This is a genomic window from Klebsiella sp. GW_Kp182 (genome assembly GCF_040062275.1).
GTDB classification, from domain to species: Bacteria; Pseudomonadota; Gammaproteobacteria; order Enterobacterales; family Enterobacteriaceae; genus Klebsiella; species Klebsiella michiganensis.
On sequence record NZ_JBEAFQ010000005.1, the window covers coordinates 108,163 to 132,036 of the forward strand.

Consider the following 23,874-nt stretch of genomic DNA (forward strand, 5'->3'; position numbering starts at 1 on the left):
GCCAAAAAAAAGCCGGACATAACTGTCCGGCCGTGGAAATGATTAACGTTGCTCAGGATTGACCTACAAATTTTCGATAGGCGTTGACGACCTGAAGAAAGTCTTCCACGCCGCATAGCGAGAGGCTTTCTTCGTCATAGTAGCTCATCCCCTCTTCTATCTCATCGCCGGAAAAATCCAGTTGGTTAGCGCGGATCATCACTTCTTCGCCGTCCAGCCATAGCGTGTATTCATGGCCGACGCGTTGCCAGGAACGTTCACTGCCTTTAACGGTGCGCGCGGCCTGCTCGACTTCGTCCAGCAGGGCAAGGTTATCTTTAACCTCTTCGTTGAACCAGTGGCCGATCGCCTCATGATCCATCGACATTCGCACCTTTACCACTCCGGTAATATCGCGCAGAAATTCGTAATCCATAGTCTTTTCCTCTGCAAGGGCAGTGCGTCACCGCTGCACTGTACCCATACAGTCATTATCGCAGCAGTGGAAGAGAAAAAAAGCGTGGTGGACGGAGGGACGGGAAATAAAAATGCCCGGTGACGCAAAGTTCACCGGGCATTGGCGGGATTATGTACAGCGCTGAGTTAGCGCATTACACCGCGGTCTGGAAAATAACCCCGTCGGCCTTCTCGGTGTACTGACCCAGCTGGTCGAAGTTCAGATAACGATAGGTATCCGCTGCGGTTTTATCCACCTGAGCAACATAGGTCTGATACTCTTCCGGCGTCGGCAGTTTACCGATAAGCGCGGCCACGGCCGCCAGCTCCGCAGAGGCCAGGAAGACGTTAGCGCCGGTACCTAAACGGTTCGGGAAGTTACGGGTTGAGGTAGAGACCACCGTCGCACCGTCGGCAACGCGCGCCTGGTTACCCATACACAGGGAACAGCCAGGGATTTCAATACGCGCACCGCTCTTACCAAACACGCTGTAGTAGCCCTCTTCAGTCAGCTGCGCGGCGTCCATACGGGTTGGCGGCGCCACCCACAGACGAGTCGGCAGCTGGCCTTTGTGGTTGTCCAGCAGCTTACCGGCCGCGCGGAAGTGGCCGATGTTGGTCATGCAGGAACCGATAAACACTTCATCGATCTTCTCGCCCTGCACGTCGGACAGCAAACGCGCATCGTCCGGATCGTTCGGCGCGCAGAGGATGGGCTCTTTGATATCGGCCAGATCGATATCGATCACCGCCGCATATTCCGCATCCGCGTCGCCTTCCAGCAGCTGCGGATCCGCCAGCCATTTTTCCATGCCCTGAACGCGACGCTCCAGCGTACGACGATCGCCGTAACCTTCGGCGATCATCCACTTCAGCAGGACGATGTTGGAGGTCAGATACTCAACGATCGGCTCTTTGTTCAGCTTAATGGTACAGCCCGCAGCGGAACGCTCGGCGGAGGCATCGGTCAGCTCAAACGCCTGCTCAACTTTCAGATCCGGCAGACCTTCAATTTCCAGAATGCGGCCGGAGAAGATGTTTTTCTTACCTTTCTTCTCCACGGTCAGCAGACCCTGTTTGATCGCATACAGCGGGATGGCGTGTACCAGATCGCGCAGGGTGATGCCCGGCTGCATTTTGCCTTTAAAACGTACCAGTACCGATTCCGGCATATCCAGCGGCATGACGCCAGTTGCGGCGGCAAACGCCACCAGGCCTGAGCCTGCCGGGAAGGAGATACCGATCGGGAAACGGGTATGCGAATCACCGCCGGTACCCACGGTATCAGGCAGCAGCATACGGTTCAGCCAGGAGTGGATAACGCCATCGCCCGGACGCAGCGATACGCCGCCGCGGTTCATGATGAAGTCCGGCAGCGTGTGGTGCGTGGTGACGTCCACCGGCTTCGGATAGGCGGCGGTATGGCAGAAGGACTGCATCACGAGGTCGGAAGAGAAGCCCAGGCACGCCAGGTCTTTCAGCTCATCACGGGTCATCGGGCCGGTGGTGTCCTGAGAGCCTACGGAAGTCATCTTCGGTTCGCAGTAAGCGCCCGGACGAACCCCGGCCACGCCGCAGGCGCGACCCACCATTTTCTGCGCCAGAGAGTATCCGCGGCTGCTTTCCGCCACGTCTTTCGCCTGACGGAACACATCGCTGTGCGGCAGGCCCAGCGCTTCACGCGCTTTGGTGGTCAGGCCACGGCCGATGATTAGCGGGATACGGCCGCCGGCGCGCACTTCGTCGATCAGCACGTCGGTTTTCAGCTCGAAGGTCGCCAGCAGTTCGCCGGTTTCGTGGTTACGGACTTCACCTTTGAACGGATAAACGTCGATCACGTCGCCCATGTTCAGGTTGTTTACGTCCACTTCAATCGGCAGCGCGCCGGCATCTTCCATGGTATTAAAGAAGATAGGCGCAATTTTGCCGCCGAGAACCAGACCGCCGCCGCGCTTGTTCGGCACGTTCGGAATATCGTCGCCCATAAACCACAGCACCGAGTTGGTGGCGGATTTACGCGATGAGCCGGTACCCACGACATCGCCGACGTACGCCAGCGGGAAACCTTTTTGCTGCAGTGCTTCAATTTGTTTAATCGGGCCAACGGCGCCGGGCTGATCCGGGTCGATGCCTTCGCGGGCGTTTTTCAGCATTGCCAGCGCGTGCAGCGGAATGTCCGGGCGGGACCAGGCGTCAGGGGCCGGAGACAGGTCATCGGTGTTGGTTTCGCCGGTGACTTTAAAAACGGTCACGGTGATTTTGTCAGCCAGTTGAGGACGGCTCAGGAACCACTCAGCGTCGGCCCAGGATTGCATAACCTGTTTGGCGTAGGCATTGCCCGCCTTGGCTTTCTCTTCTACATCGTAGAAGTTGTCGAACATCAGCAGGGTGTGGGACAGCGCTTTCGCGGCGATCGGCGCCAGTTTTGCGTCGTCCAGCGCGTCAATCAGGGGATGGATGTTGTAACCGCCCTGCATGGTGCCCAGCAGTTCGACAGCTTTTTCACGGGTAACCAGTGGAGAAGTCGCTTCGCCTTTGGCGATCGCGGCAAGGAATCCGGCTTTAACATAGGCGGCTTCGTCGACGCCCGGCGGTACGCGGTTAATTAACAGGTCTAACAAGAATTCTTCTTCACCCGCTGGCGGGTTTTTCAGCAGTTCTACCAGCGCGGCCATTTGGGTTGCATCTAAGGGTTTCGGTACAATCCCCTCGGCGGCACGCTCAGCTACGTGCTTACGGTATTCTTCTAGCACGACGGTTCTCCTCGCTCTCATTGTAAAATGCGGTAGGCGATTCTCTTCACGCTCCTGTGAGACAGCAGTTTGTAGGGTAAATGCCCGATACCGCGTCGGCAGCATAGCAGGATTTTGGCGGGGTGTTAATCTGTTTACAAAAAAGCAACATTAAAAATTAGCTGAATCGTTAAGGGCAGAATAATGCAGGTTTTCTGTCAATTTAGCGGTATATAAAATTAATTCTGTTACACATAATTGAGCAAAATCCCAACTAAAATCAAAAACGCAAATACGCGCTCTCTATACTCAGGCAATCCCCCGCTTTTCGACAATACTCTGTCAAAACGGGCCAATTATTGTGCCGGGAGTTCTCATGACACTGCCTTTCAAACCCCATCTGCTCGCGCTGCTCTGTAGCGCCGGGCTATTAGCCGCCGCGGGTACGCTCTACGTCAAAAGCCGGGAGCCGCAAACGGTTCCCGAGCCCCCCGCCGTTGCGCAAACGGCGCAGGCAACCGCCGCCGCCCAGCCGGTGACCACGACCTATACACCCGCGCAGATAGACCAGTGGGTCGCGCCAATCGCGCTCTATCCGGACAATCTGCTGTCGCAGGTGCTGATGGCTTCGACCTACCCGAGTAACGTTGTCCAGGCGGTAGAGTGGTCGCAGGATAACCCCACAATGAAGGGCGACGCGGCGGTGCAAGCGGTGGCAAATCAGCCCTGGGATCCCAGCGTAAAATCGCTGGTCGCCTTCCCTTCCCTGCTCGCGTTAATGGGAGAAAATGCGCCGTGGGTTGAAAACCTGGGTAACGCATTTCTCGCCCAGCCGCAGGACGTCATGGATTCGGTGCAGCGCTTACGCGCCATCGCCCAGCAGACCGGAACGTTAAAATCCACGCCGCAGCAGAAAGTCATCACCGCCACCCGCTCCGCGGCACCGGCACCGGCTCCGGCAACGTCCACGGCCACCGCTTCCCGCAGCAGCAGCGCCGTGACATCCTCCGCCCCGGCGCAGGTGATTAAAATCGAATCCACCAATCCAAATGTGGTGTACGTGCCGGCCTATAACCCTTCAGTTGTTTACGGCGCCTGGCCTGACACCGCCTATCCGCCGGTCTACCTGCCGCCGCCTCCGGGGGAGCAGTTTACCGACAGCTTCGTCAAGGGGTTTGGCTATAGCCTCGGCGTCGCCACAACCTACGCTCTGTTCAGCAGCATCGACTGGGATGATGACGATCATCACCACCATGACGATGACGATCACCATCACGATGATGATCATCACGGCGGCTACGCGCACAACGGCGATAACATCAACATCAACGTCAATAATTTCAACCATATTACCGGGCAGAACCTGCCGGGAAACCACGCCAGCTGGCAGCATAATCCGGCCTACCGCGGCAATATTCCCTATCCGAACAATACGATTGCGCAGCATTACCATCAGACCAATGTTCCCGGCGGGCTTAGCGCGACCCAACATCAGCCCGCCGATCGCAACGCGCAGCGTCAGGCGGCCATGACGCAGCTACAGCAGCGTACCGGGCCTGCGGATAACGCGCTTAATCACGCGCCTTCCCGCGATGCCCAGCGCCAGGCCGCGTCGCAGCAGCTCCATCAGGTGACCCAGCGCAATAACTATCGCGGCTATGACGCCACGCCGGCGGTAAAAAATAGCGCCGTACAACAGCAGCATCGGGAAGCGGTCAAAACGCAAATTCAGCATCCGACGGCGCAGCAGCAACAGCGCCGTGAACAGTTCCGGGCCGCAACGCCCGAACAACGTCAGCAGAAGCTGAATAATCTGCACGCCAACGCCCTGAGCGGTAACGATATCCGCTCTCCCTCCTGGCAGTCTCAGCAGGAGCGCGGCCTGCAGAGCCGCCATATCTCGGGTTTAAGCAGCGAGCAGCGCAGCGCGGCCAGAGAACATCTTTCCGAACACCGTGAACTGCGCCGCCGCTGAGGATAATCAGATGAAAAAATTTTTAAAAATGACGCTGCTGGCGCTGGCCATGACGCCCGCCATGGCGCTGGCTCAGCAGCAGTTTTCCTCTCCGGAACAGGCCGCAAGCGCGCTGGCTGCGGCAATCGGCAGGCATGATGAATCTGCCCTCAACGGGCTGCTCGGCGATAGCTGGCAGCAATTTTTACCGCCGGAGGGCATCGACCCTGACGCCGTCGCTCGCTTTCAGCGCGACTGGAAAGTCAGCCATCGTATCGTTCAGCAGCAGAATAGCGCCTGGCTGGAGGTGGGACAGGAAGCATGGCGGCTACCGATCCCCATCATTAAGGATAAGAGCGGCTGGCGTTTTGATATGGCCGCTGCTGAAGATGAGATCCTGACTCGCGCGATTGGCCGCAATGAGCTGTCAGCCATTCAGGCGATGCACGCTTACGTTGATGCCCAGCAGGATTTTTATCGGCTAAACCACACCTGGGCGCAGAGGATTATCAGCAGCGATGGCAAGAAAGACGGCCTCTACTGGCCTGCCGCTCCCGGCGAAGCGCCCAGCCCGCTTGGGCCCGCGTTTAGCCCCGCCGAACCGGGAGAAGGCTATCACGGCTACCGTTTTCGCATCATTCAAGATGGCGAGGGTCAGGGCTTCGCCCTGCTGGCGTGGCCTGTGGAATGGGGAAAAACCGGCATCATGAGCTTTATGGTCAACCAGAATGATGAGGTTTATCAGGCTAATTTAGGGGATGAGACGCAGAGCAAAGCGCGCGCCATTTCGCAGTTTTCGCCGGATTCAGCCTGGCAGGCCATCAATCAATAGAAAAAAAGCCCGGCGTGCGATAACGCCGCCGGGCCATATCTGTGTGCTGATTTAGCCCTGATGGGGCATCAGAGACGGGTCACCCGCAAAAGCCGGTTTAGTGCTGGTCAACGCCGCTTCATCAGAGCTGATGCTGCCGGAATTCGCCGCCCATACCCCTTCGCTGGTCTTTGTTATCTGCTGATGCTGCATATTCAAATCCTGGCCCATCGCCGCAATATGGGTGCTTTCGGTCCCGCCGCTGTTATCAGCCCAGGGAATAGCGGCATCGGCCGCGCAGGCCATACCCGAGACCAGCGTTGCTGCCAGCAGCGTCGTCGTTAAAACTTTTTTCATCACACACCTCACATATAGTTAACTACCTATAAGTTTACTGAGTAACTATTTTTCAAGTATTAATAAGATATGCAATTTTATTAACGGCGACACAGTTCTAAACATCACCGATAAAAAAAGCGGCTCACTGAGCCGCTTTTTGGATTTTGCCTGAAAGAAAAATTTACTTTTTCTTCGCTTTCGCGTTTGGCAGGTCGGTGATGCTGCCTTCGAAGACTTCTGCTGCCAGGCCAACGGACTCGTGCAGAGTCGGGTGAGCGTGGATGGTCAGCGCGATGTCTTCAGCGTCACAGCCCATTTCGATCGCCAGACCGATTTCACCCAGCAGCTCGCCGCCGTTGGTGCCGACAATCGCCCCGCCGATAACGCGGTGAGATTCTTTGTCGAAAATCAGTTTGGTCATACCGTCAGCGCAGTCGGAAGCGATGGCGCGGCCAGAAGCAGCCCACGGGAAGGTGGCGGTTTCGTAGCTGATGCCTTTCTCTTTCGCTTCTTTCTCAGTCAGACCAACCCACGCAACTTCCGGCTCGGTATAGGCGATGGACGGGATAACTTTCGGGTCGAAGTAGTGCTTCATGCCGGCGATAACTTCGGCAGCAACGTGGCCTTCGTGAACGCCTTTGTGCGCCAGCATCGGCTGACCGACGATATCGCCGATAGCGAAGATGTGCGGCACGTTGGTACGCAGCTGTTTATCAACGCGGATAAAGCCACGCTCGTCAACTTCAACGCCTGCTTTACCAGCATCGAGGTTTTTACCGTTCGGCACGCGGCCAATAGCTACCAGCACGGCGTCGTAACGCTGCGCTTCAGCCGGGGCTTTTTTGCCTTCCATGGAAACGTAGATACCGTCTTCTTTCGCTTCAACGGCGGTCACTTTGGTTTCCAGCATCAGGTTGAATTTCTTACTGATGCGCTTGGTGAAGACTTTCACCACGTCTTTATCGGCAGCCGGGATAACCTGGTCGAACATTTCAACCACGTCAATCTCTGAACCCAGCGCATGGTATACGGTACCCATTTCCAGACCGATGATACCGCCGCCCATAACCAGCAGGCGTTTTGGTACGGTTTTCAGCTCCAGCGCATCGGTGGAGTCCCATACGCGCGGATCTTCATGCGGAATGAACGGCAGTTCGATCGGACGGGAGCCCGCCGCGATGATAGCGTTGTCGAAGTTGATGACGGTTTTACCGTTTTCGCCTTCCACTTCCAGGGTGTTAGCGCCGGTAAATTTACCCAGACCGTTAACCACCTTCACTTTACGCCCTTTGGCCATGCCAGCCAGACCGCCGGTCAGCTGAGTGATGACTTTTTCTTTCCAGGTGCGAATCTTGTCAATGTCAGTTTTCGGTTCACCGAAAACGATGCCGTGTTCGGCCAGCGCTTTCGCTTCTTCGATAACTTTAGCAACGTGCAGCAGTGCTTTAGAAGGGATACAGCCGACGTTCAGGCAAACACCGCCGAGGGTGCTGTAACGTTCTACGATGACGGTTTCCAGACCTAAATCAGCGCAACGGAAGGCAGCAGAATAACCTGCGGGGCCTGCCCCAAGTACCACGACCTGAGTTTTGATTTCAGTACTCATCATGACCTCTGTTATTTGTATCCGGCGGGTCTGACGCTATTGTTTTTACGCCCATGTCCACCGGGACGTTCTATCCGCAAGCATTTTACAAAATTGTTAACAATTTTGAAACAACAAACGGCAAACGATTTTGTCCTTTATTGCTGGTAACTTCAAAACGCAGAAGAGATTACCAGAAAAAAGCCGGCCGTCAGGCCGGCTTTTTGCTTACATCACCAGGCGGCGAATGTCGCTCAGCATATTGTTGATGATGGTGATAAAGCGCGCACCATCAGCACCGTCGATCACGCGGTGGTCGAAGGACAGAGAGATCGGCATCATCAGACGCGGCACGAACTCTTTGCCATTCCATACCGGCTCCATCGCGGACTTGGACACGCCGAGGATAGCCACTTCCGGCGCGTTCACAATCGGTGCGAAGTGGGTGGTACCCAGGCCGCCGATGCTGGAGATAGTGAAGCAACCGCCCTGCATTTCGCCAGCGGTCAGCTTACCATCACGCGCTTTCTTGGAAATCACGGTCAGTTCACGAGACAGCTCGGTAATGCTCTTCTTGTTCACGTCTTTGAAGACCGGAACAACCAGACCATTCGGGGTATCAACCGCCACACCGATATTGATGTATTTCTTCAGCGTCAGACGCTGTGCATCTTCAGATAGGGAGCTGTTGAAGCGCGGCATCTGCTCAAGCGCCGCGGCAACGGCTTTCATGATGAAGACCACCGGAGTGAATTTCACGTCCAGCTTACGCTTCTCAGCTTCGGCGTTCTGCTGTTTACGGAACGCTTCCAGATCGGTGATATCGGTTTTGTCGAAGTGCGTAACGTGCGGGATCATCACCCAGTTACGGCTCAGGTTAGCACCAGAGATCTTCTGGATACGGCCCAGTTCAACTTCTTCCACTTCACCAAACTTGCTGAAGTCCACTTTCGGCCACGGCAGCATGCCCGGGATACCGCCACCGGTAGCAGCAGGCGCGGCTTCAGCGCGTTTAACCGCTTCTTTCACGTAGGCCTGAACGTCTTCGCGCAGGATACGGCCTTTACGACCAGTTCCTTTCACTTTCGCCAGGTTTACACCGAACTCGCGCGCCAGGCGACGAATCAGCGGGGTGGCGTGAACGTAAGCGTCGTTTTCAGCGAACTCAGATTTGCCTTCTGCTTTTGCAGCAGGTGCAGCTGGTTTAGCAGCCTGAGCCGGTGCAGCAGCTGGTGCTGGAGCAGCCGCGGCAGCCGGAGCTGGGGCAGGCGCTGCGCCTTCCACTTCGAAGACCATAATCAGGGAGCCGGTGGACACTTTGTCACCGGTGCTGATTTTGATCTCTTTCACGGTACCCGCGAACGGCGCCGGCACTTCCATGGAAGCTTTGTCGCCTTCAACGGTGATCAGTGACTGTTCAGCGGCAATTTTATCGCCCACTTTCACCATCACTTCAGTCACTTCAACTTCATCGCCGCCGATATCCGGCACGTGAACTTCTTTAGAACCTGAAGCTGCCGGTGCAGCAGCAGCCGGAGCGGCTTCCGCTTTCGCCGGCGCCGCGGCAGGCGCTGCGCCCGCCACTTCGAAGATCATGATCAGGGAACCCGTGGACACTTTGTCGCCGGTGTTAATCTTGATCTCTTTCACGGTACCGGCGAACGGCGCCGGCACTTCCATAGAGGCTTTATCGCCTTCTACGGTGATCAGGGATTGTTCAGCGGCGATGGTGTCGCCCACTTTTACCATGATTTCCGTGACTTCAACTTCATCACCGCCGATATCCGGTACATGAACTTCTTTCGCGCTGGCGGCTGCCGGTGCTGCGGCGGCCGGAGCGGCTTCTTTCTTCTCTTCCTGCGCAGGTGCAGCGGCTGCTGCACCATCGGCGGAATCGAAAATCATGATCAGTTTACCGGTCTCGGTTTTATCGCCGACGGAGACTTTGATCTCTTTAACGACGCCAGCCTGCGGAGACGGGACTTCCATAGAGGCTTTGTCGCCTTCTACGGTGATCAGCGACTGTTCAGCTTCAACTTTGTCGCCCACTTTGACCAGAATCTCGGTGATTTCAACTTCATCAGCCCCGATGTCCGGTACTTTGATTTCGATAGCCATTATTCTTTTACCTCTTACGCCAGACGCGGGTTAACTTTATCTGCATCGATGTTGAATTTAGTGATGGCTTCCGCAACCACTTTCTTATCGATTTCGCCACGTTTAGCTAGTTCGCCCAGCGCTGCTACCACCACGTAGGAAGCGTCAACTTCGAAGTGGTGACGCAGGTTTTCACGGCTGTCAGAGCGACCGAAGCCGTCGGTACCCAGTACGCGGTAATCATCGGCCGGTACGTAAGTACGAACCTGCTCAGCGAACAGTTTCATATAGTCAGTAGATGCGACTGCCGGAGCGTCGTTCATCACCTGAGCGATGTACGGAACGCGCGGCGTTTCCAGCGGATGCAGCATGTTCCAGCGTTCACAATCCTGGCCATCGCGCGCCAGTTCGGTGAAGGAGGTGACGCTATAAACGTCAGAGCCTACGCCGTAGTCTTTGGCCAGGATCTGCGCTGCTTCACGGACGTGACGCAGGATAGAACCGGAGCCCAGCAGCTGAACTTTACCTTTGCTACCTTCAACGGTTTCGAGTTTGTAGATACCTTTACGGATACCTTCCTCGGCGCCTGCTGGCATTGCCGGCATGTGGTAGTTTTCGTTCAGCGTGGTGATGTAGTAGTAAACGTTCTCTTGTTTCTCACCGTACATACGCTCCAGACCATCGTGCATGATGACCGCAACTTCGTACGCGTAAGACGGATCGTAAGAGATACAGTTCGGGATAGTCAGAGACTGAATGTGGCTGTGGCCATCTTCGTGCTGCAGACCTTCGCCGTTCAGCGTGGTACGACCGGAAGTCCCGCCGATCAGGAAGCCGCGAGCCTGCTGGTCGCCGGCCTGCCAGCAAAGGTCACCGATACGCTGGAACCCGAACATGGAGTAGTAGATGTAGAACGGGATCATCGGCAGGTTGTTGGTGCTGTAGGAGGTCGCAGCAGCCAGCCAGGATGCACCGGCACCCAGTTCGTTGATACCTTCCTGCAGAATCTGGCCTTTCTCGTCTTCTTTGTAGTAAGCAACCTGCTCACGGTCCTGCGGAGTGTACTGCTGACCGTTCGGGCTGTAGATACCAATCTGACGGAACAGGCCTTCCATACCAAAGGTACGCGCTTCATCGGCGATGATCGGCACGAGGCGGTCTTTGATGGATTTGTTCTTCAGCATCACGTTCAGGGCACGAACGAACGCGATAGTGGTAGAGATCTCTTTATTCTGCTCTTCCAGCAGCGGCCCGAAATCTTCCAGGGTCGGCAGCTCCAGCTTCTCATCGAAGTTTGGCTGACGGCTCGGCAGATAGCCGTGCAGTTTCTGACGCTGGGCGTGCAGATAGGTGTGCTCTTCAGAACCTTCCGGGAAGGTCACGTACGGCAGTTTTTCGATATCAGCATCGGCAACCGGCACGTTGAAACGATCGCGGACGTAGCGAACGCCGTCCATGTTCATTTTCTTAACCTGGTGAGCGATGTTTTTACCTTCAGCGGTGTCACCCATGCCGTAACCTTTAATGGTATGGGCGAGGATTACGGTGGCTTTGCCTTTGGTTTCCTGTGCTTTTTTCAGCGCAGCGTAGACTTTCTTCGGATCGTGACCGCCGCGGTTCAGGGCCCAGATCTGCTCGTCAGTCCAGTCGGCAACCAGCGCTGCGGTTTCCGGATATTTACCGAAGAAGTGCTCACGCACGTAAGCGCCGTCTTTGGATTTGAAGGTCTGGTAGTCACCGTCAACGGTCTCTTCCATCAGCTGGATCAGTTTACCGCTGGTATCTTTACGCAGCAGCTCATCCCAGCGTCCGCCCCAGATAACCTTGATAACGTTCCAGCCAGCACCGCCAAAGATGCCTTCCAGTTCGTTAATGATCTTGCCATTACCGGTAACCGGGCCGTCAAGGCGCTGCAGGTTACAGTTGATAACGAAGACCAGGTTGTCCAGCTTCTCACGGGTCGCGATGGTGATCGCGCCTTTGGATTCCGGCTCGTCCATCTCGCCGTCGCCGAGGAAAGCGTAAACGGTTTGTTTGGAAGTGTCTTTCAGGCCGCGGTGTTCCAGATACTTCAGGAACTTAGCCTGATAAATCGCACCGATTGGACCCAGCCCCATAGAGACGGTCGGGAACTGCCAGAATTCCGGCATCAGTTTCGGGTGCGGATAAGAGGACAGACCTTTACCGTGAACTTCCTGACGGAAGTTGTTCATCTGCTCTTCAGTCAGACGACCTTCCAGGAAAGCACGCGCGTAGACGCCCGGAGAGATGTGGCCCTGGAAGTAAACCAGGTCGCCGCCGTCCTGCTCGTTGCGTGCGCGGAAGAAGTGGTTAAAGCACACTTCATAGAAGGTTGCGGAAGACTGGAAGGAAGCCATGTGGCCGCCCAGTTCGAGATCTTTTTTCGATGCGCGCAGAACGGTCATAATCGCGTTCCAGCGGATCGCAGAACGGATACGACGTTCCAGATCCAGATTACCCGGGTATTCCGGCTCATCTTCAACGGCAATAGTGTTCACGTAACCGCCGGTCGATGCGCCAGCAGCCACTTTCACCCCGCCTTTGCGGGCTTCAGAAAGGAGTTGGTCAATAAGATACTGAGCGCGCTCAACACCTTCTTCACGGATGACCGATTCGATCGCCTGTAGCCAGTCGCGAGTTTCGATCGGATCCACGTCATTTGGTAAACGTTCTGACATGGGGGGTATTCCTTATCTATCTAATCGTTGATTAATCTGGAACCTGTCCCATTGAATTCTCGTCAGAGAATGCAATAAGACAGGTTCTGCGTTTAGTTGCCGCGCTCTAAAAATGGCGCTTAAGAACCGGAGTTCTCATCTTTTCGTTGCTGTAAACGACGCAGTGAGCGTTCACGACGGCTCTGCTCACGGCTACGATCCAGCAAAATTTCCTCAATGAACGCCAGGTGACGATGCGACGCTTCACGCGCCTGCTCCGGTTCCCCGGCGATTATCGCCTCAAAAATGCGAGTACGATGATTGCTGACCTGCGGGAGCATCTCCCGACGGGCGTACAACAATTCAAAATTCTGGCGAACGTTCTGGGCCAGCATCGGCTCCATACAGCGTAGTAGATGGAGCAGCACCACATTGTGCGCCGCTTCGGTGACGGCGATTTGATACTGGACGACGGCATCGGATTCGGCGTCGAGATCGCCGGACTGCTGAGCCCGCTCAATGGCCTGATGCAGCTCGCGAATGCGTTCGCGGTCTTCATCATTGCTGCGCAGCGCCGCGTAATAAGCCGCGATGCCTTCAAGCGCGTGACGGGTTTCCAGCAGATCAAATTGGGATTCAGGGTGGTCGGACAGTAGCTCTACCAGCGGGTCGCTGAAGCTCTGCCACAGGCGGCTTTGTACAAACGTTCCGCCCCCCTGGCGACGAAGCAACAAGCCCTTAGCTTCGAGGCGTTGAATAGCCTCACGGAGCGAGGGACGGGAAACGTCGAACTGTTTTGCCAGTTCACGTTCTGGCGGGAGTTTTTCACCGGGGCGCAACGTCCCCTCAAGGATTAAAAACTCCAGCTGCTGCTCTATCACATCGGATAGTTTTGGTTGGCGGATCTTGCTGTAGGCCATATTCCCTGTCTCTGCCATTAGCCCGGAGTCAATTGGTCTTACCAATTCATAGTTCGTATCGCTAAAGTAACAAAGTATTCACCTTCTGTCCATACAGGTTTTGATTGAAATCATTAAACCCGGCACGTTTTAACAACCTTACAGAAATAACATTTCAAAAATGTAACCTTGCACAAATGTTGTGTTTACTCACAAAGAGGTAGTGTTAACGTAATAGAAACGAAAAATTACGCTATCTGAACCGATTCAACGCCTTATGAAGTGAATATAAATTCAATAAATTTGCATGGATGACAAATAATGGGTAGGCACTGGCGCATGGGGGTGGGATTTACAAATGGCGTCTTTTTGCTCGCTTCGTCATCATCCCTTCATAAAGCAGGTGCATTCAGCGGCGCTTATCACTATTCTCCATGATACGAAAGGCCTTTTCATGAATTCCCTCTCCGCCTTGCGTAAAGAAATAAGTACATCTACGGAATTTGATAATTACACAAACACAACAATATGTGCGCTACATCACTCGGGGCAAAACGGGCCGCAGGCTCAGTGAAATTTCGCTGACTATGCTATCAGGCAGGGATGGACAGCGAAGAAGTCACCTGATGGATGACGCGGACAAACATAATAACCATAACCACACACGAGGTTTCATGATGGAAGGTCAACAGCATGGCGATCGGCTAAAGCGCGGCCTTAAAAACCGCCATATTCAGCTTATTGCGCTGGGAGGCGCTATCGGTACCGGTTTGTTTCTGGGTAGCGCATCCGTCATCCAAAACGCGGGTCCCGGTATTATTCTGGGCTACGCAATTGCCGGTTTTATTGCTTTCCTGATTATGCGTCAGCTGGGCGAGATGGTCGTCGAAGAGCCGGTAGCCGGCTCATTTAGTCATTTTGCCTACAAATACTGGGGCGGCTTTGCAGGCTTCGCTTCCGGCTGGAACTACTGGGTGCTTTACGTGCTGGTCGCGATGGCCGAGCTGACCGCGGTCGGGAAATACGTCCAGTTCTGGTGGCCGGAAATTCCTACCTGGGTTTCTGCGGCCGTTTTCTTTATCGCTATCAACGCCATCAACCTGACGAACGTCAAGGTGTTCGGCGAGATGGAGTTCTGGTTCGCGATCATCAAAGTCGTCGCCGTCGTGGCGATGATCCTGTTCGGCGGCTGGCTGCTGTTCAGCGGCAACGGCGGCCCGCAGGCCACCGTACGCAACCTGTGGGAGCAGGGCGGTTTCCTGCCGCACGGCTTCACCGGGCTGGTAATGATGATGGCGATTATTATGTTCTCTTTCGGCGGGCTGGAGCTGGTCGGTATTACCGCAGCCGAAGCGGATAACCCGGAGCAGAGCATTCCGAAGGCCACCAACCAGGTCATCTACCGCATCCTGATTTTCTATGTGGGCTCGCTGGCCGTTCTGCTTTCGCTGCTGCCGTGGAGCCGCGTAACCGCCGATACCAGCCCGTTCGTCCTGATTTTCCACGAACTGGGCGATACCTTCGTCGCGAATGCGCTGAATATTGTGGTATTAACCGCGGCGCTCTCCGTTTACAACAGCTGCGTATACTGCAACAGTCGGATGCTGTTCGGTCTGGCCCAGCAGGGTAACGCGCCAAAAGCGCTGATGAGCGTCGATAAACGCGGCGTGCCGGTTAACACCATCCTCGTCTCCGCGGTGGTCACCGCGCTGTGCGTACTGATTAACTACTTCGCGCCGGAATCCGCGTTTGGTCTGCTGATGGCGCTGGTGGTTTCAGCCCTGGTGATCAACTGGGCGATGATTAGCCTGGCGCACATGAAGTTCCGTCGCGCTAAGCAGCAGCAGGGCGTGGTCACCCGCTTCCCGGCGCTGCTTTATCCGCTGGGCAACTGGATCTGCCTGCTGTTTATGGCGGGAGTGCTGGTGATCATGCTGATGACCCCTGGCATGGCGATTTCCGTCTACCTTATCCCGGTATGGATTGCCGTTCTCGGCGTCGGCTACCTGTTTAAACAGAAAACCGCCAGCGCCATTAAAGCATAATCCTGTATCTCCACAAGCTGTGTCCGCCCGCCGCTGGGCGGACACGGCGCATTGTTATCTGCTTCACACTTTCCCCCTGATAACCGATTTATCCATATCGTTAACCCTATCCTGCAACGCATTAGTCCATTACCCGGCTAATAATTCTCTCCATACCGCCACGGGGAGATCGCTGCGATGAATGGCAATAAGCTTTCAGTTAAAGAAAAAATAGGCTACGGGATGGGTGATGCCGGATGCAATATCATATTCGGCGCCATCATGTTGTTTGTTAACTATTTTTATACGGATATTTTTGGTCTCGCGCCGGCGCTGGTGGGCGTTTTGCTGCTTTCCGTACGCGTTATTGATGCCGTCACCGATCCGATCATGGGGGCGATGGCCGACCGTACCCGCAGTAAATACGGGCGCTTTCGCCCATGGCTACTGTGGATTGCCTTCCCGTACGCGCTGTTCAGCGTGCTGATGTTTACCACCCCGGAGTGGTCGTACAATAGCAAGGTTATCTATGCTTTCGTCACCTACTTCCTGCTCTCGCTGACCTACACCGCGATCAACATCCCCTACTGCTCCTTGGGTAGCGTGATTACGAATGACCCGAAGGAACGCGTGGCCTGCCAGTCCTATCGCTTCGTGATGGTCGGTATCGCCACGCTCCTGCTCTCCCTGACGCTGCTGCCGATGGCGGACTGGTTCGGCGGTGAGGATAAAGCCAAAGGCTATCAGATGGCGATGACCGTGCTGGCGATTATCGGTATGTGCATGTTCCTGTTCTGCTTTGCCACCGTTCGTGAGCGCGTAAAACCCGCCGTCCAGACCAACGACGAGCTGAAAAAAGATCTGAAAGACGTCTGGAAAAACGACCAGTGGGTTCGCATCCTGCTGCTAACGCTGTGCAACGTTTGTCCGGGCTTTATTCGCATGGCCGCCACCATGTACTACGTCACCTGGGTGATGCAGCAAAGCACCCACTTCGCCACGCTGTTTATCAGCCTCGGGGTAGTCGGAATGATGATCGGCAGTATGCTGGCTAAAGTACTGACCGACCGCTGGTGCAAACTGCAGGTGTTTTTCTGGACCAACATCGTGCTGGCGATTTTCTCCTGCGCCTTCTACTTCTTCGACCCGCACGCCACCATGATGATTATGGTGCTCTACTTCCTGCTGAACATTCTGCATCAGATCCCCTCGCCGCTGCACTGGTCGCTGATGGCCGACGTGGATGACTACGGCGAATGGAAGACCGGCAAACGCATCACCGGCATCAGCTTCTCAGGCAACCTGTTCTTCCTGAAGGTCGGTCTGGCCATCGCCGGCGCGATGGTTGGCTTCCTGCTCTCCTGGTACGGTTACGATGCCGGTGCGAAGCAGCAAAGCGCCTCCGCGATTAACGGTATCGTATTGTTATTCAGCGTTATCCCCGGCATCGGCTATCTGATTACCGCGGGGGTGGTGCGTATGCTGAAGGTAAACCGCGAATTTATGCGGCTAATTCAGTCCGACCTCGAGAAACGCCGGGTCAACTACAGCGAGCTCAACGACTATCAGGAACTGAAAACCGGCGAACAGGTAAGGAAAGCGTAATGAAAAACTGGCCGAATCCATTTATTGAACAACGCGCGGACCCTTATATTCTGCGCCATCAGGAGAGCTACTACTTTATTGCCTCGGTGCCGGAGTATGACCGTCTGGAAATCCGTCGCTCTGCAACCCTTGAAGGCTTGCGCCACGCGCAGCCGGTGGTCGTCTGGCGTAAGCCGGACAGCGGCCCGCTGAGCCAGCTCATATGGGCCCCGGAGCTGCATGAGATTGACGGCAAATGGTATATCTACTTTGCCGCCAGCCACACCCACGATCTGGATGCGCAGGGCATGTTCCAGCACCGCATGTTCGCGCTCGAATGCGCTGACAGCGACCCGTTAACCGGTAAATGGCAGGAAAAAGGCCAGATTAAAACGCCGCTTGATACCTTTGCGCTGGATGCCACCACCTTCCGCCATCAGGGTAAACGGTGGTACCTGTGGGCGCAAAAAGATCCGGAAATTAAGGGCAATACCAACCTCTATCTGGCTGAACTGGCAAATCCGTGGACGCTAAAAGGTCAGCCGGTCAGGCTGAGTCAACCCGAGTTTGACTGGGAGTGCCGGGGTTTTCTGGTGAATGAAGGCCCGGCGGTCTTGTTCCACGGCGACAAGCTGTTCGTCAGCTACTCCGCCAGCGCCACCGACGAAAACTACTGCATGGGATTATTGTGGATAGACGTTAACGCCGACCCGCTGCGGCCGGAAAACTGGCATAAAGCGCCGCAGCCGGTGTTTCGTACCAGCTATGAGAATCGTCAGTATGGGCCCGGACACAATAGCTTTACGCAAACGCCGGAGGGAGAAGATGTGCTGGTGTACCACGCGCGCAACTACACCGAAATCGAAGGCGACCCGCTGTACGATCCGAATCGCCATACCCGCCTGAAGCTTGTCCGCTGGGACGAAAACGGGATGCCTGATTTTGGCATCCCGGCAGCAGATACGGATTAAAAGCGGAACCTGCCCCCAGCGGGCAGGTGCTTAAATCAGCGTACCGTAAATCGTCAGCAGCGCCATAATCACCACCACCACCAGCGATGTTTTTTTCGCCATGGAGACCGCCGCCTTCGGCGTCGCCACTTTATCCACGTGCGGCTCGCGCGCCAGCGAATACTGCGCCAGGCGCGTCAGCACCTGATACTGCGAAGAGTGGCGGTCGCCAAGCGAGGCAAACCACGCAGGCAAAGCCTTTTCCCCGTGCCCAACCAGCGCGTACACCACGCCGACCAGACGTACCGGAACCCAGTCGACAACGTGCAGAATGCCGTCAATACCCGACTGTAAGCGATGACGCGGCGTCTGATAACGCGCCAGCCAGGTCTGCCAGGCCCGCAGCGTACAGTAGGCAATCAGGGTTAACGGTCCCCACGGCCCGCCGACAACGAACCAGAACAGCGGAGCGAGATAGTAGCGGTAGTTAATCCACAGCAGCGCGTTTTGCAGCTCGCTCAGATATTCACGCTGGTCGCAGCCGGGCGGCACGCCGTGGATCAGGGTGAGCTCGCTGGCCATGGCGTCGCAGGCGCGGCTATCATCGCGCGCCGCCGCCTTCAGGTAGGCGTGATAGTGCAGACGGACTTTGCCCGCGCCGATGCACAGCAGGCCCAGCAGGATCCAGAACACCAGCAGAGGAATGTTAAACAGCTGCCCCTGCAGCAGGCGCTGAATAATAAACACGACCGCCGCCGCCGCGACCGTCATCAGTAGGGTAGTGAGCAGGGAATAATGCTTTACCCGGCGAAACAGCACTTCCAGCCGGTGATCGAGCTGCCAGTGCTCGCCCAGCTTAAACAAACGCTCGGCAATGAGGACTAACAGCGTAGTGAACAACGTCATGGCATCTCCTTATTCTGACGACGGGGTTAACAGACCGCGAAATTTGACCCAGTCAAAAGCCGGGCCGGGATCCGTTTTACGCACTGGCGCAATATCGCTATGGCCGGTGATATTGTCAGCTATCGCCGGATAGCGCGAGATAAGCTGACGGGTAACGGCAACCAGCTGCTGATACTGCGCGTCGGTATAAGCCAGCTCGTCGGTCCCTTCCAGCTCAATGCCTATCGAAAAATCATTACAGCGCTCGCGCCCGTGATAGCTGGAAACCCCCGCGTGCCAGGCGCGCTGGTCGAAAGGCACATACTGCACGATTTCACCATCGCGGCGAATCAGACAGTGTGCCGAAACGCGAAGATGCGCGATTTCAGCAAAGAAAGGATGGGCATGGGGATCGAGCGTACCGCTGAACAGGGCATCAATCCATGGCCCGCCAAATTCGCCGGGCGGCAGGCTTATATTATGCACCACCAGCAAAGAGGGGGTTTCATTATCCGGGCGGCTATCGTGGTGCGGCGAAGGAACCCGACGCGCCTCTTCCAGCCATCCCCCGTTCAACTGCATGTTGAGTCTCCTTTTACTAGCTTATGCATTCGCGGCACCGTGACCAAACAATCCCCGGCATCATACCCACGCTCGCTCGGTTGGCTAACGCCAAAACTTCACGCTGGCGCCGCCGACGAAAGGACGCGGATGTGGTACAGAAACGTCGTTCAGGTTAGCATGTTTCCCACTTCTGAATCTTATCTATCTGGAGCTTTATCATGACGCCTCGTCGCTACAATCCCGACCGCCGCCGTGACGCGCTGCTGGAGCGTATTAATCTTGATATTACCGATGCCGTCTCTCAATCCCTGCGGGAAGATTTAGGCGGTGAAGTGGATGCGAACAACGATATTAGCGCGCAATTATTGCCGCAGGATGCGCGCTCGCATGCCGTCGTCATCACCCGTGAAGACGGCGTGTTTTGCGGTAAACGTTGGGTAGAAGAAGTCTTTATTCAGCTTGCGGGCGACGACGTTAACTTCACCTGGCACGTTGCCGATGGCGACGCGGTAAAAGCCAATCAGCCGCTATTCGAGCTGGAAGGCCCTTCGCGGATCCTGCTCACCGGCGAACGTACCGCACTCAATTTCGTGCAGACGCTCTCCGGGGTGGCCAGCGAAGTCCGCCGCTATGTCGACCTGCTGGCAGGCACCAAAACTCAACTGCTCGATACGCGCAAAACGCTGCCGGGCCTGCGCACGGCGCTGAAATATGCGGTCCTGTGCGGCGGCGGGGCCAATCATCGCCTGGGCCTCTCCGATGCCTTTCTGATTAAAGAGAACCATATTATCGCTTCCGGCTCGGTACGGCAGGCGGTTGAAAAAGCGTTCTGGCTGCACCCGGATGTGCCGGTTGAGGTGGAAGTCGAAACCCTTGAAGAGCTGGATGAAGCGCTGAAAGCCGGCGCTGACATCATTATGCTCGACAACTTCACTACCGACCTGATGCGCGAAGCGGTCAAACACACCAACGGCCAGGCGGCGCTGGAAGTCTCCGGCAACGTCACATTCGAGACTATTCGTGAATTTGCTGAAACCGGCGTCGATTACATCTCCGTTGGCGCGTTGACCAAGCACGTCCGCGCTCTCGATCTCTCTATGCGCTTCCGCTAATTCCCCTGCCCCGGTTCGTCGTTGATGCCGGGGCGCACTTTTGCGAGCCGGCTCGCACGCCAATAATCCCTCAATGCAACCCGCAAAAAAAGCCTGGAAGCGTGCTTCTCCAGGCGCGATCTGCCGCTCGTATCGCTAAACAAACCCCGGCAAAGTGCTCCCGAAGATAACAAGGAGCAACTTATGGACAAACAACGCGGCTTTACCCTCATCGAACTTATGGTGGTCATTGGGATCATCGCCATTCTCAGCGCAATCGGCATTCCGGCTTATCAGAACTATCTGCGAAAAGCGGCGCTTACCGATATGCTGCAAACCTTCGTCCCGTTCCGCACCGCCATTGAGCTGTGCGCGCTGGAGCACGGCGGATTAACCACCTGCGATGGCGGCAGCAACGGTATTCCCTCGCCCGCCACAACCCGCTACGTCTCGGCTATGACCGTCGCCACAGGCGTTGTCACGCTCACCGGGCAGGAAAGCCTTAATGGCTTAAGCGTCACGCTGACGCCGACCTGGGATAACGCTAACGGCATCACCGGCTGGCAGCGAGTGTGCAACATTACCGGCGATAGCGCACTCAAGCAGGCCTGTGAAGACGTGTTCCGTTTTAACTGAGGGCGCGGCAATGAAAACTGAACAATTGATACCTCTTTGCCAGCGCTATCAGGCCTTACTGCTCGATAGTAATGAACACACCATCGCTATCGCCGTGGTTGACGCCCCCGCCCCGGAGCTGCTGGAAGCGTTACGTTTCGCGACGCAGAAAAGGATTGATATCGAGTGCTGGAGCCAGGACCAGATGGACAAGCGGCTGCAGACGCCGGGAATATCAACCCTCACCCCGCCTGTTGAAGCCTCGGCCAGCATCGTTGAACAGGTAAATAGCCTTCTGGAACAGGCCCTGCGCCAGCGCGCATCGGATATTCATATTGAACCCGGTGACGATCGCCTGAGAATTCGCCTGAGGGTAGATGGCGTACTCCATTCTCTTGCGCCGCTTGCGCCGGAACTCGCCGCCCCCATCACCGCCCGACTTAAAGTGCTCAGCAATCTGGATATCGCTGAACACCGGGTACCGCAGGACGGCCAGTTTACCCTCACGCTCGCAGACCGCCCGATCTCGTTTCGGATCGCCACGCTTCCCTGCCGCGGCGGGGAAAAAATCGTCCTTCGCTTATTACACCAGGTCGAACAAGCGCTGGACCTCGAAGCGCTGGGGCTATCGTCTCAGCAGCTTGCCGCCTTTCGCTCGGCGCTTAACCAACCTCAGGGGCTGATGCTGGTCACCGGCCCGACGGGAAGTGGGAAAACCGTCACTTTGTATAGTGCGCTGCAGGCGCGGAATCGCGACGAGGTCAATATATGCAGCGTTGAAGATCCGCTGGAGATCCCCATCGTGGGGATGAATCAGACGCAGATTAATCCGCGGGCGGGCTTAACCTTTCACAGCGTACTGCGCGCCCTGCTACGCCAGGATCCCGATATCGTGATGGTCGGAGAGATACGCGATGCAGAAACCGCTGAAATTGCGATAAAAGCAGCGCAAACCGGGCACCTGGTTCTCTCAACGCTGCACACCAATTCAACCAGTGAAACGCTGGTTCGCCTGCAGCAGATGGGCGTTGCGCGCTGGATGATCTCATCCGCGCTTTCTCTGGTGGTTGCTCAACGCCTGGTACGCAAACTGTGCCCGCACTGCCGCCAGGAAACCGGCAGTTCGGCCGATGTTCCACACAGCCTGTGGCCACGGGCGCTTCCTCGCTGGCAGGCTCCGGGCTGTCAGCACTGCTATCACGGCTACTACGGTCGCCTGGCGCTATTTGAGCTGCTCCCCGTCACCACCGCGTTACGGCAGGCGATTACTCAGGGTCTTAGCGCCGGAGAGATCGAGTCCCTGGCGCGCGAATCCGGCATGATGACGCTGTTTGAGAGCGGCTGTCTGGCCGTCGAACGTGGGATGACAAGTCTGGAAGAGGTCGTTCGCGTGTTGGGGATACCGCATGGCGACTAAACGACTGTGGCGCTGGCGCGGTCTCTCTCTCCAGGGCATTCCCTGCCAGGGAACGCTCTGGCAGGATAATCGCCCTGAGGCATTGCAGGCTCTGCAGCGGCAGCGAATTATCCCGCTGACGCTGCGCCGCTGTAGCGTGCAAAGCGCCCTCTGGCATCCGCGCTACAGTGGCGAAATCATCCGCCAGCTGGCCGCGCTTCTTCAGGCCGGTCTCCCCCTGGCCGAGGGGCTGGAACTGCTGGCGCAGCAGCAGCCCAATGCGCAATGGCAGGCGCTGCTGCAAACCCTGGCGGAGGATCTGGCGCAGGGCATTTCGCTTTCAGGCTCCCTGGAAAAATGGCCTGAGGCGTTCCCTCCGCTCTATCTGGCCATGATTCGCACCGGTGAACTTACCGGTAAACTGGAACTTTGCTGCGCTCAGTTGGCCAGGCAGCAGCGAGAGCAGCTGCTCCTCACCGAAAAAGTGAAAAAAGCGCTGCGCTACCCGTTGATTATCTTATCCCTGGCGCTGCTGGTGGTTATGGGAATGCTGTGCTTTGTCTTACCGGAATTCGCCGCTATATATCAAACCTTCAACACCCCGCTGCCGTGGCTGACCCGCGCGGTAATAAGCATTGGCGAAGGGTTAACTCGCTGTTGGCCACTGCTCGCTGCCCTGGGTATTTTACCTGCAATACTCAACCGGCTGATTTGCCAGCGGCCAGGCTGGCTGCTGTACCGTCAGAAGCTGCTCCATACGCTGCCGGTGTTTGGCAAACTGCTATGCGGCCAGCGGCTTAGCCAGATTTTTACCGTACTCGCATTGACGCAAAGCGCCGGAATCAGCTTTCTGCAAGGCCTGCAAAGCGTGGAGGAAACCCTGAGCTGCCCGCTATGGCGGCAGAGGCTCCAGCAGGTTTGCCGGCAAATTACCCACGGCGATCCCATCTGGCAGGCGCTCGCCAACGGCGGAGGCTTTACGCCGCTTTGCCTACAACTGATCCGTACCGGTGAAGTCTCGGGTTCGCTGGATACCATGCTGGAAAATCTGGCTCGTCACCATAGTGAGCAGACGCATCAGCAGGCAGATAATCTGGCGACCTTGCTGGAACCGATGATGTTGGTAGTGACCGGAACGATTGTCGGCGTGCTGGTGGTGGCGATGTATTTACCCATTTTTCATCTGGGCGACGCCATTAGCGGGATGGGGGGATAACGCTGGCGCAAACGCGCCA

The 23,874-nt window shown here is 56.2% G+C and carries 18 protein-coding genes; 9 read left to right on the forward strand and 9 right to left on the reverse strand.

Translation table 11 applies throughout. From position 1 onward, the window contains the following. Positions 1–52 precede the first annotated feature (52 nt). Positions 53–415 (reverse strand): protein YacL, encoded by a 363-nt coding sequence (yacL, locus tag ABLU88_RS07170; protein WP_004098646.1) that lies wholly within the window; start codon positions 413–415, stop codon positions 53–55. Positions 416–590: 175 nt separating this feature from the next. After that, complete coding sequence (gene acnB / locus ABLU88_RS07175) at positions 591–3,188, reverse strand: bifunctional aconitate hydratase 2/2-methylisocitrate dehydratase (protein ID WP_025106504.1); 2,598 nt, start codon at positions 3,186–3,188, stop codon at positions 591–593. A gap of 355 nt (positions 3,189–3,543) precedes the next feature. Between acnB and ABLU88_RS07180 the strand changes: the two genes are divergently transcribed. After that, the gene (locus ABLU88_RS07180) at positions 3,544–5,142 is read left to right on the forward strand and encodes a DUF3300 domain-containing protein (protein ID WP_047724456.1); all 1,599 of its coding nucleotides are present in this window, start codon (positions 3,544–3,546) and stop codon (positions 5,140–5,142) included. Positions 5,143–5,152: 10 nt separating this feature from the next. Next, positions 5,153–5,953: a DUF2950 family protein gene (locus tag ABLU88_RS07185; protein ID WP_038424070.1), complete on the forward strand. Its 801-nt coding sequence runs from the start codon at positions 5,153–5,155 to the stop codon at positions 5,951–5,953. Positions 5,954–6,004: 51 nt separating this feature from the next. On the opposite strand, the gene ABLU88_RS07190 is transcribed toward ABLU88_RS07185, so the two are convergent. The 5 genes from ABLU88_RS07190 to pdhR all read right to left on the reverse strand — a co-directional run bounded on the left by ABLU88_RS07190 (position 6,005) and on the right by pdhR (position 13,551). Then, positions 6,005–6,289: a hypothetical protein gene (locus ABLU88_RS07190; protein WP_014227938.1), complete on the reverse strand. Its 285-nt coding sequence runs from the start codon at positions 6,287–6,289 to the stop codon at positions 6,005–6,007. Positions 6,290–6,452: 163 nt separating this feature from the next. Further along, positions 6,453–7,877, reverse strand: coding sequence for a dihydrolipoyl dehydrogenase (gene lpdA, locus ABLU88_RS07195; protein WP_004098637.1), 1,425 nt, complete (start codon positions 7,875–7,877; stop codon positions 6,453–6,455). Between the two features lie 207 nt (positions 7,878–8,084). Continuing rightward, a complete protein-coding gene (aceF, locus tag ABLU88_RS07200; protein ID WP_348836259.1) occupies positions 8,085–9,974 on the reverse strand; it encodes a pyruvate dehydrogenase complex dihydrolipoyllysine-residue acetyltransferase in 1,890 nt (629 codons plus the stop codon). A gap of 14 nt (positions 9,975–9,988) precedes the next feature. Next, positions 9,989–12,652, reverse strand: coding sequence for a pyruvate dehydrogenase (acetyl-transferring), homodimeric type (aceE, locus tag ABLU88_RS07205; protein ID WP_004098634.1), 2,664 nt, complete (start codon positions 12,650–12,652; stop codon positions 9,989–9,991). A 119-nt stretch (positions 12,653–12,771) separates the two neighbouring features. Further along, positions 12,772–13,551: a pyruvate dehydrogenase complex transcriptional repressor PdhR gene (gene pdhR, locus ABLU88_RS07210; protein WP_004098632.1), complete on the reverse strand. Its 780-nt coding sequence runs from the start codon at positions 13,549–13,551 to the stop codon at positions 12,772–12,774. Positions 13,552–14,204: 653 nt separating this feature from the next. On the opposite strand from pdhR, the gene aroP reads away from it, so the two are divergent. From aroP to ABLU88_RS07225, 3 genes are all read left to right on the forward strand, one after another. Further along, a complete protein-coding gene (gene aroP / locus ABLU88_RS07215) occupies positions 14,205–15,575 on the forward strand; it encodes an aromatic amino acid transporter AroP (RefSeq protein WP_086544283.1) in 1,371 nt (456 codons plus the stop codon). 177 nt (positions 15,576–15,752) lie between these two features. Beyond that, positions 15,753–17,159 (forward strand): MFS transporter, encoded by a 1,407-nt coding sequence (locus ABLU88_RS07220; RefSeq protein ID WP_014227935.1) that lies wholly within the window; start codon positions 15,753–15,755, stop codon positions 17,157–17,159. Beyond that, complete coding sequence (locus tag ABLU88_RS07225) at positions 17,159–18,109, forward strand: family 43 glycosylhydrolase (protein ID WP_103814186.1); 951 nt, start codon at positions 17,159–17,161, stop codon at positions 18,107–18,109. The genes ABLU88_RS07220 and ABLU88_RS07225 overlap by 1 nt, the downstream gene beginning before the upstream one ends. 30 nt (positions 18,110–18,139) lie before the next feature. Here ABLU88_RS07225 and ampE read toward each other — a convergent pair whose 3' ends face one another. Both ampE and ampD read right to left on the reverse strand, forming a co-directional pair. Then, the gene (gene ampE / locus ABLU88_RS07230; protein ID WP_004098628.1) at positions 18,140–18,994 is read right to left on the reverse strand and encodes a beta-lactamase regulator AmpE; all 855 of its coding nucleotides are present in this window, start codon (positions 18,992–18,994) and stop codon (positions 18,140–18,142) included. 9 nt (positions 18,995–19,003) lie between these two features. Next, complete coding sequence (gene ampD / locus ABLU88_RS07235; RefSeq protein ID WP_009654552.1) at positions 19,004–19,555, reverse strand: 1,6-anhydro-N-acetylmuramyl-L-alanine amidase AmpD; 552 nt, start codon at positions 19,553–19,555, stop codon at positions 19,004–19,006. Positions 19,556–19,755: 200 nt separating this feature from the next. On the opposite strand from ampD, the gene nadC reads away from it, so the two are divergent. The 4 genes from nadC to hofC all read left to right on the forward strand — a co-directional run bounded on the left by nadC (position 19,756) and on the right by hofC (position 23,855). Next, entirely contained in the window at positions 19,756–20,649 is an 894-nt protein-coding gene (gene nadC, locus ABLU88_RS07240) for a carboxylating nicotinate-nucleotide diphosphorylase (protein ID WP_025106498.1), read from the forward strand. 183 nt (positions 20,650–20,832) lie between these two features. Continuing rightward, positions 20,833–21,264, forward strand: a complete 432-nt coding sequence (gene ppdD / locus ABLU88_RS07245) for a prepilin peptidase-dependent pilin (protein ID WP_014227930.1) — start codon at positions 20,833–20,835, stop codon at positions 21,262–21,264. 10 nt (positions 21,265–21,274) lie between these two features. Beyond that, the gene (gene gspE, locus ABLU88_RS07250) at positions 21,275–22,660 is read left to right on the forward strand and encodes a type II secretion system protein GspE (protein ID WP_102803129.1); all 1,386 of its coding nucleotides are present in this window, start codon (positions 21,275–21,277) and stop codon (positions 22,658–22,660) included. Further along, a complete protein-coding gene (hofC, locus tag ABLU88_RS07255) occupies positions 22,650–23,855 on the forward strand; it encodes a protein transport protein HofC (RefSeq protein ID WP_348836260.1) in 1,206 nt (401 codons plus the stop codon). Before gspE ends, hofC begins: the two co-directional genes overlap by 11 nt. Positions 23,856–23,874 lie beyond the last annotated feature (19 nt).

What these genes read in the sequence shown, in the direction of transcription:
- yacL (WP_004098646.1), bottom strand. Translation starts at nt 415, where the DNA reads ATGGATTACGAATTTCTGCGCGATATTACCGGAGTGGTAAAGGTGCGA.
- ABLU88_RS07180 (WP_047724456.1), top strand. Translation starts at nt 3,544, where the DNA reads ATGACACTGCCTTTCAAACCCCATCTGCTCGCGCTGCTCTGTAGCGCC.
- ABLU88_RS07185 (WP_038424070.1), top strand. Translation starts at nt 5,153, where the DNA reads ATGAAAAAATTTTTAAAAATGACGCTGCTGGCGCTGGCCATGACGCCC.
- ABLU88_RS07190 (WP_014227938.1), bottom strand. Translation starts at nt 6,289, where the DNA reads ATGAAAAAAGTTTTAACGACGACGCTGCTGGCAGCAACGCTGGTCTCG.
- lpdA (WP_004098637.1), bottom strand. Translation starts at nt 7,877, where the DNA reads ATGAGTACTGAAATCAAAACTCAGGTCGTGGTACTTGGGGCAGGCCCC.
- aceF (WP_348836259.1), bottom strand. Translation starts at nt 9,974, where the DNA reads ATGGCTATCGAAATCAAAGTACCGGACATCGGGGCTGATGAAGTTGAA.
- aceE (WP_004098634.1), bottom strand. Translation starts at nt 12,652, where the DNA reads ATGTCAGAACGTTTACCAAATGACGTGGATCCGATCGAAACTCGCGAC.
- pdhR (WP_004098632.1), bottom strand. Translation starts at nt 13,551, where the DNA reads ATGGCCTACAGCAAGATCCGCCAACCAAAACTATCCGATGTGATAGAG.
- aroP (WP_086544283.1), top strand. Translation starts at nt 14,205, where the DNA reads ATGATGGAAGGTCAACAGCATGGCGATCGGCTAAAGCGCGGCCTTAAA.
- ABLU88_RS07220 (WP_014227935.1), top strand. Translation starts at nt 15,753, where the DNA reads ATGAATGGCAATAAGCTTTCAGTTAAAGAAAAAATAGGCTACGGGATG.
- ABLU88_RS07225 (WP_103814186.1), top strand. Translation starts at nt 17,159, where the DNA reads ATGAAAAACTGGCCGAATCCATTTATTGAACAACGCGCGGACCCTTAT.
- ampE (WP_004098628.1), bottom strand. Translation starts at nt 18,994, where the DNA reads ATGACGTTGTTCACTACGCTGTTAGTCCTCATTGCCGAGCGTTTGTTT.
- ampD (WP_009654552.1), bottom strand. Translation starts at nt 19,555, where the DNA reads ATGCAGTTGAACGGGGGATGGCTGGAAGAGGCGCGTCGGGTTCCTTCG.
- nadC (WP_025106498.1), top strand. Translation starts at nt 19,756, where the DNA reads ATGACGCCTCGTCGCTACAATCCCGACCGCCGCCGTGACGCGCTGCTG.
- ppdD (WP_014227930.1), top strand. Translation starts at nt 20,833, where the DNA reads ATGGACAAACAACGCGGCTTTACCCTCATCGAACTTATGGTGGTCATT.
- gspE (WP_102803129.1), top strand. Translation starts at nt 21,275, where the DNA reads ATGAAAACTGAACAATTGATACCTCTTTGCCAGCGCTATCAGGCCTTA.
- hofC (WP_348836260.1), top strand. Translation starts at nt 22,650, where the DNA reads ATGGCGACTAAACGACTGTGGCGCTGGCGCGGTCTCTCTCTCCAGGGC.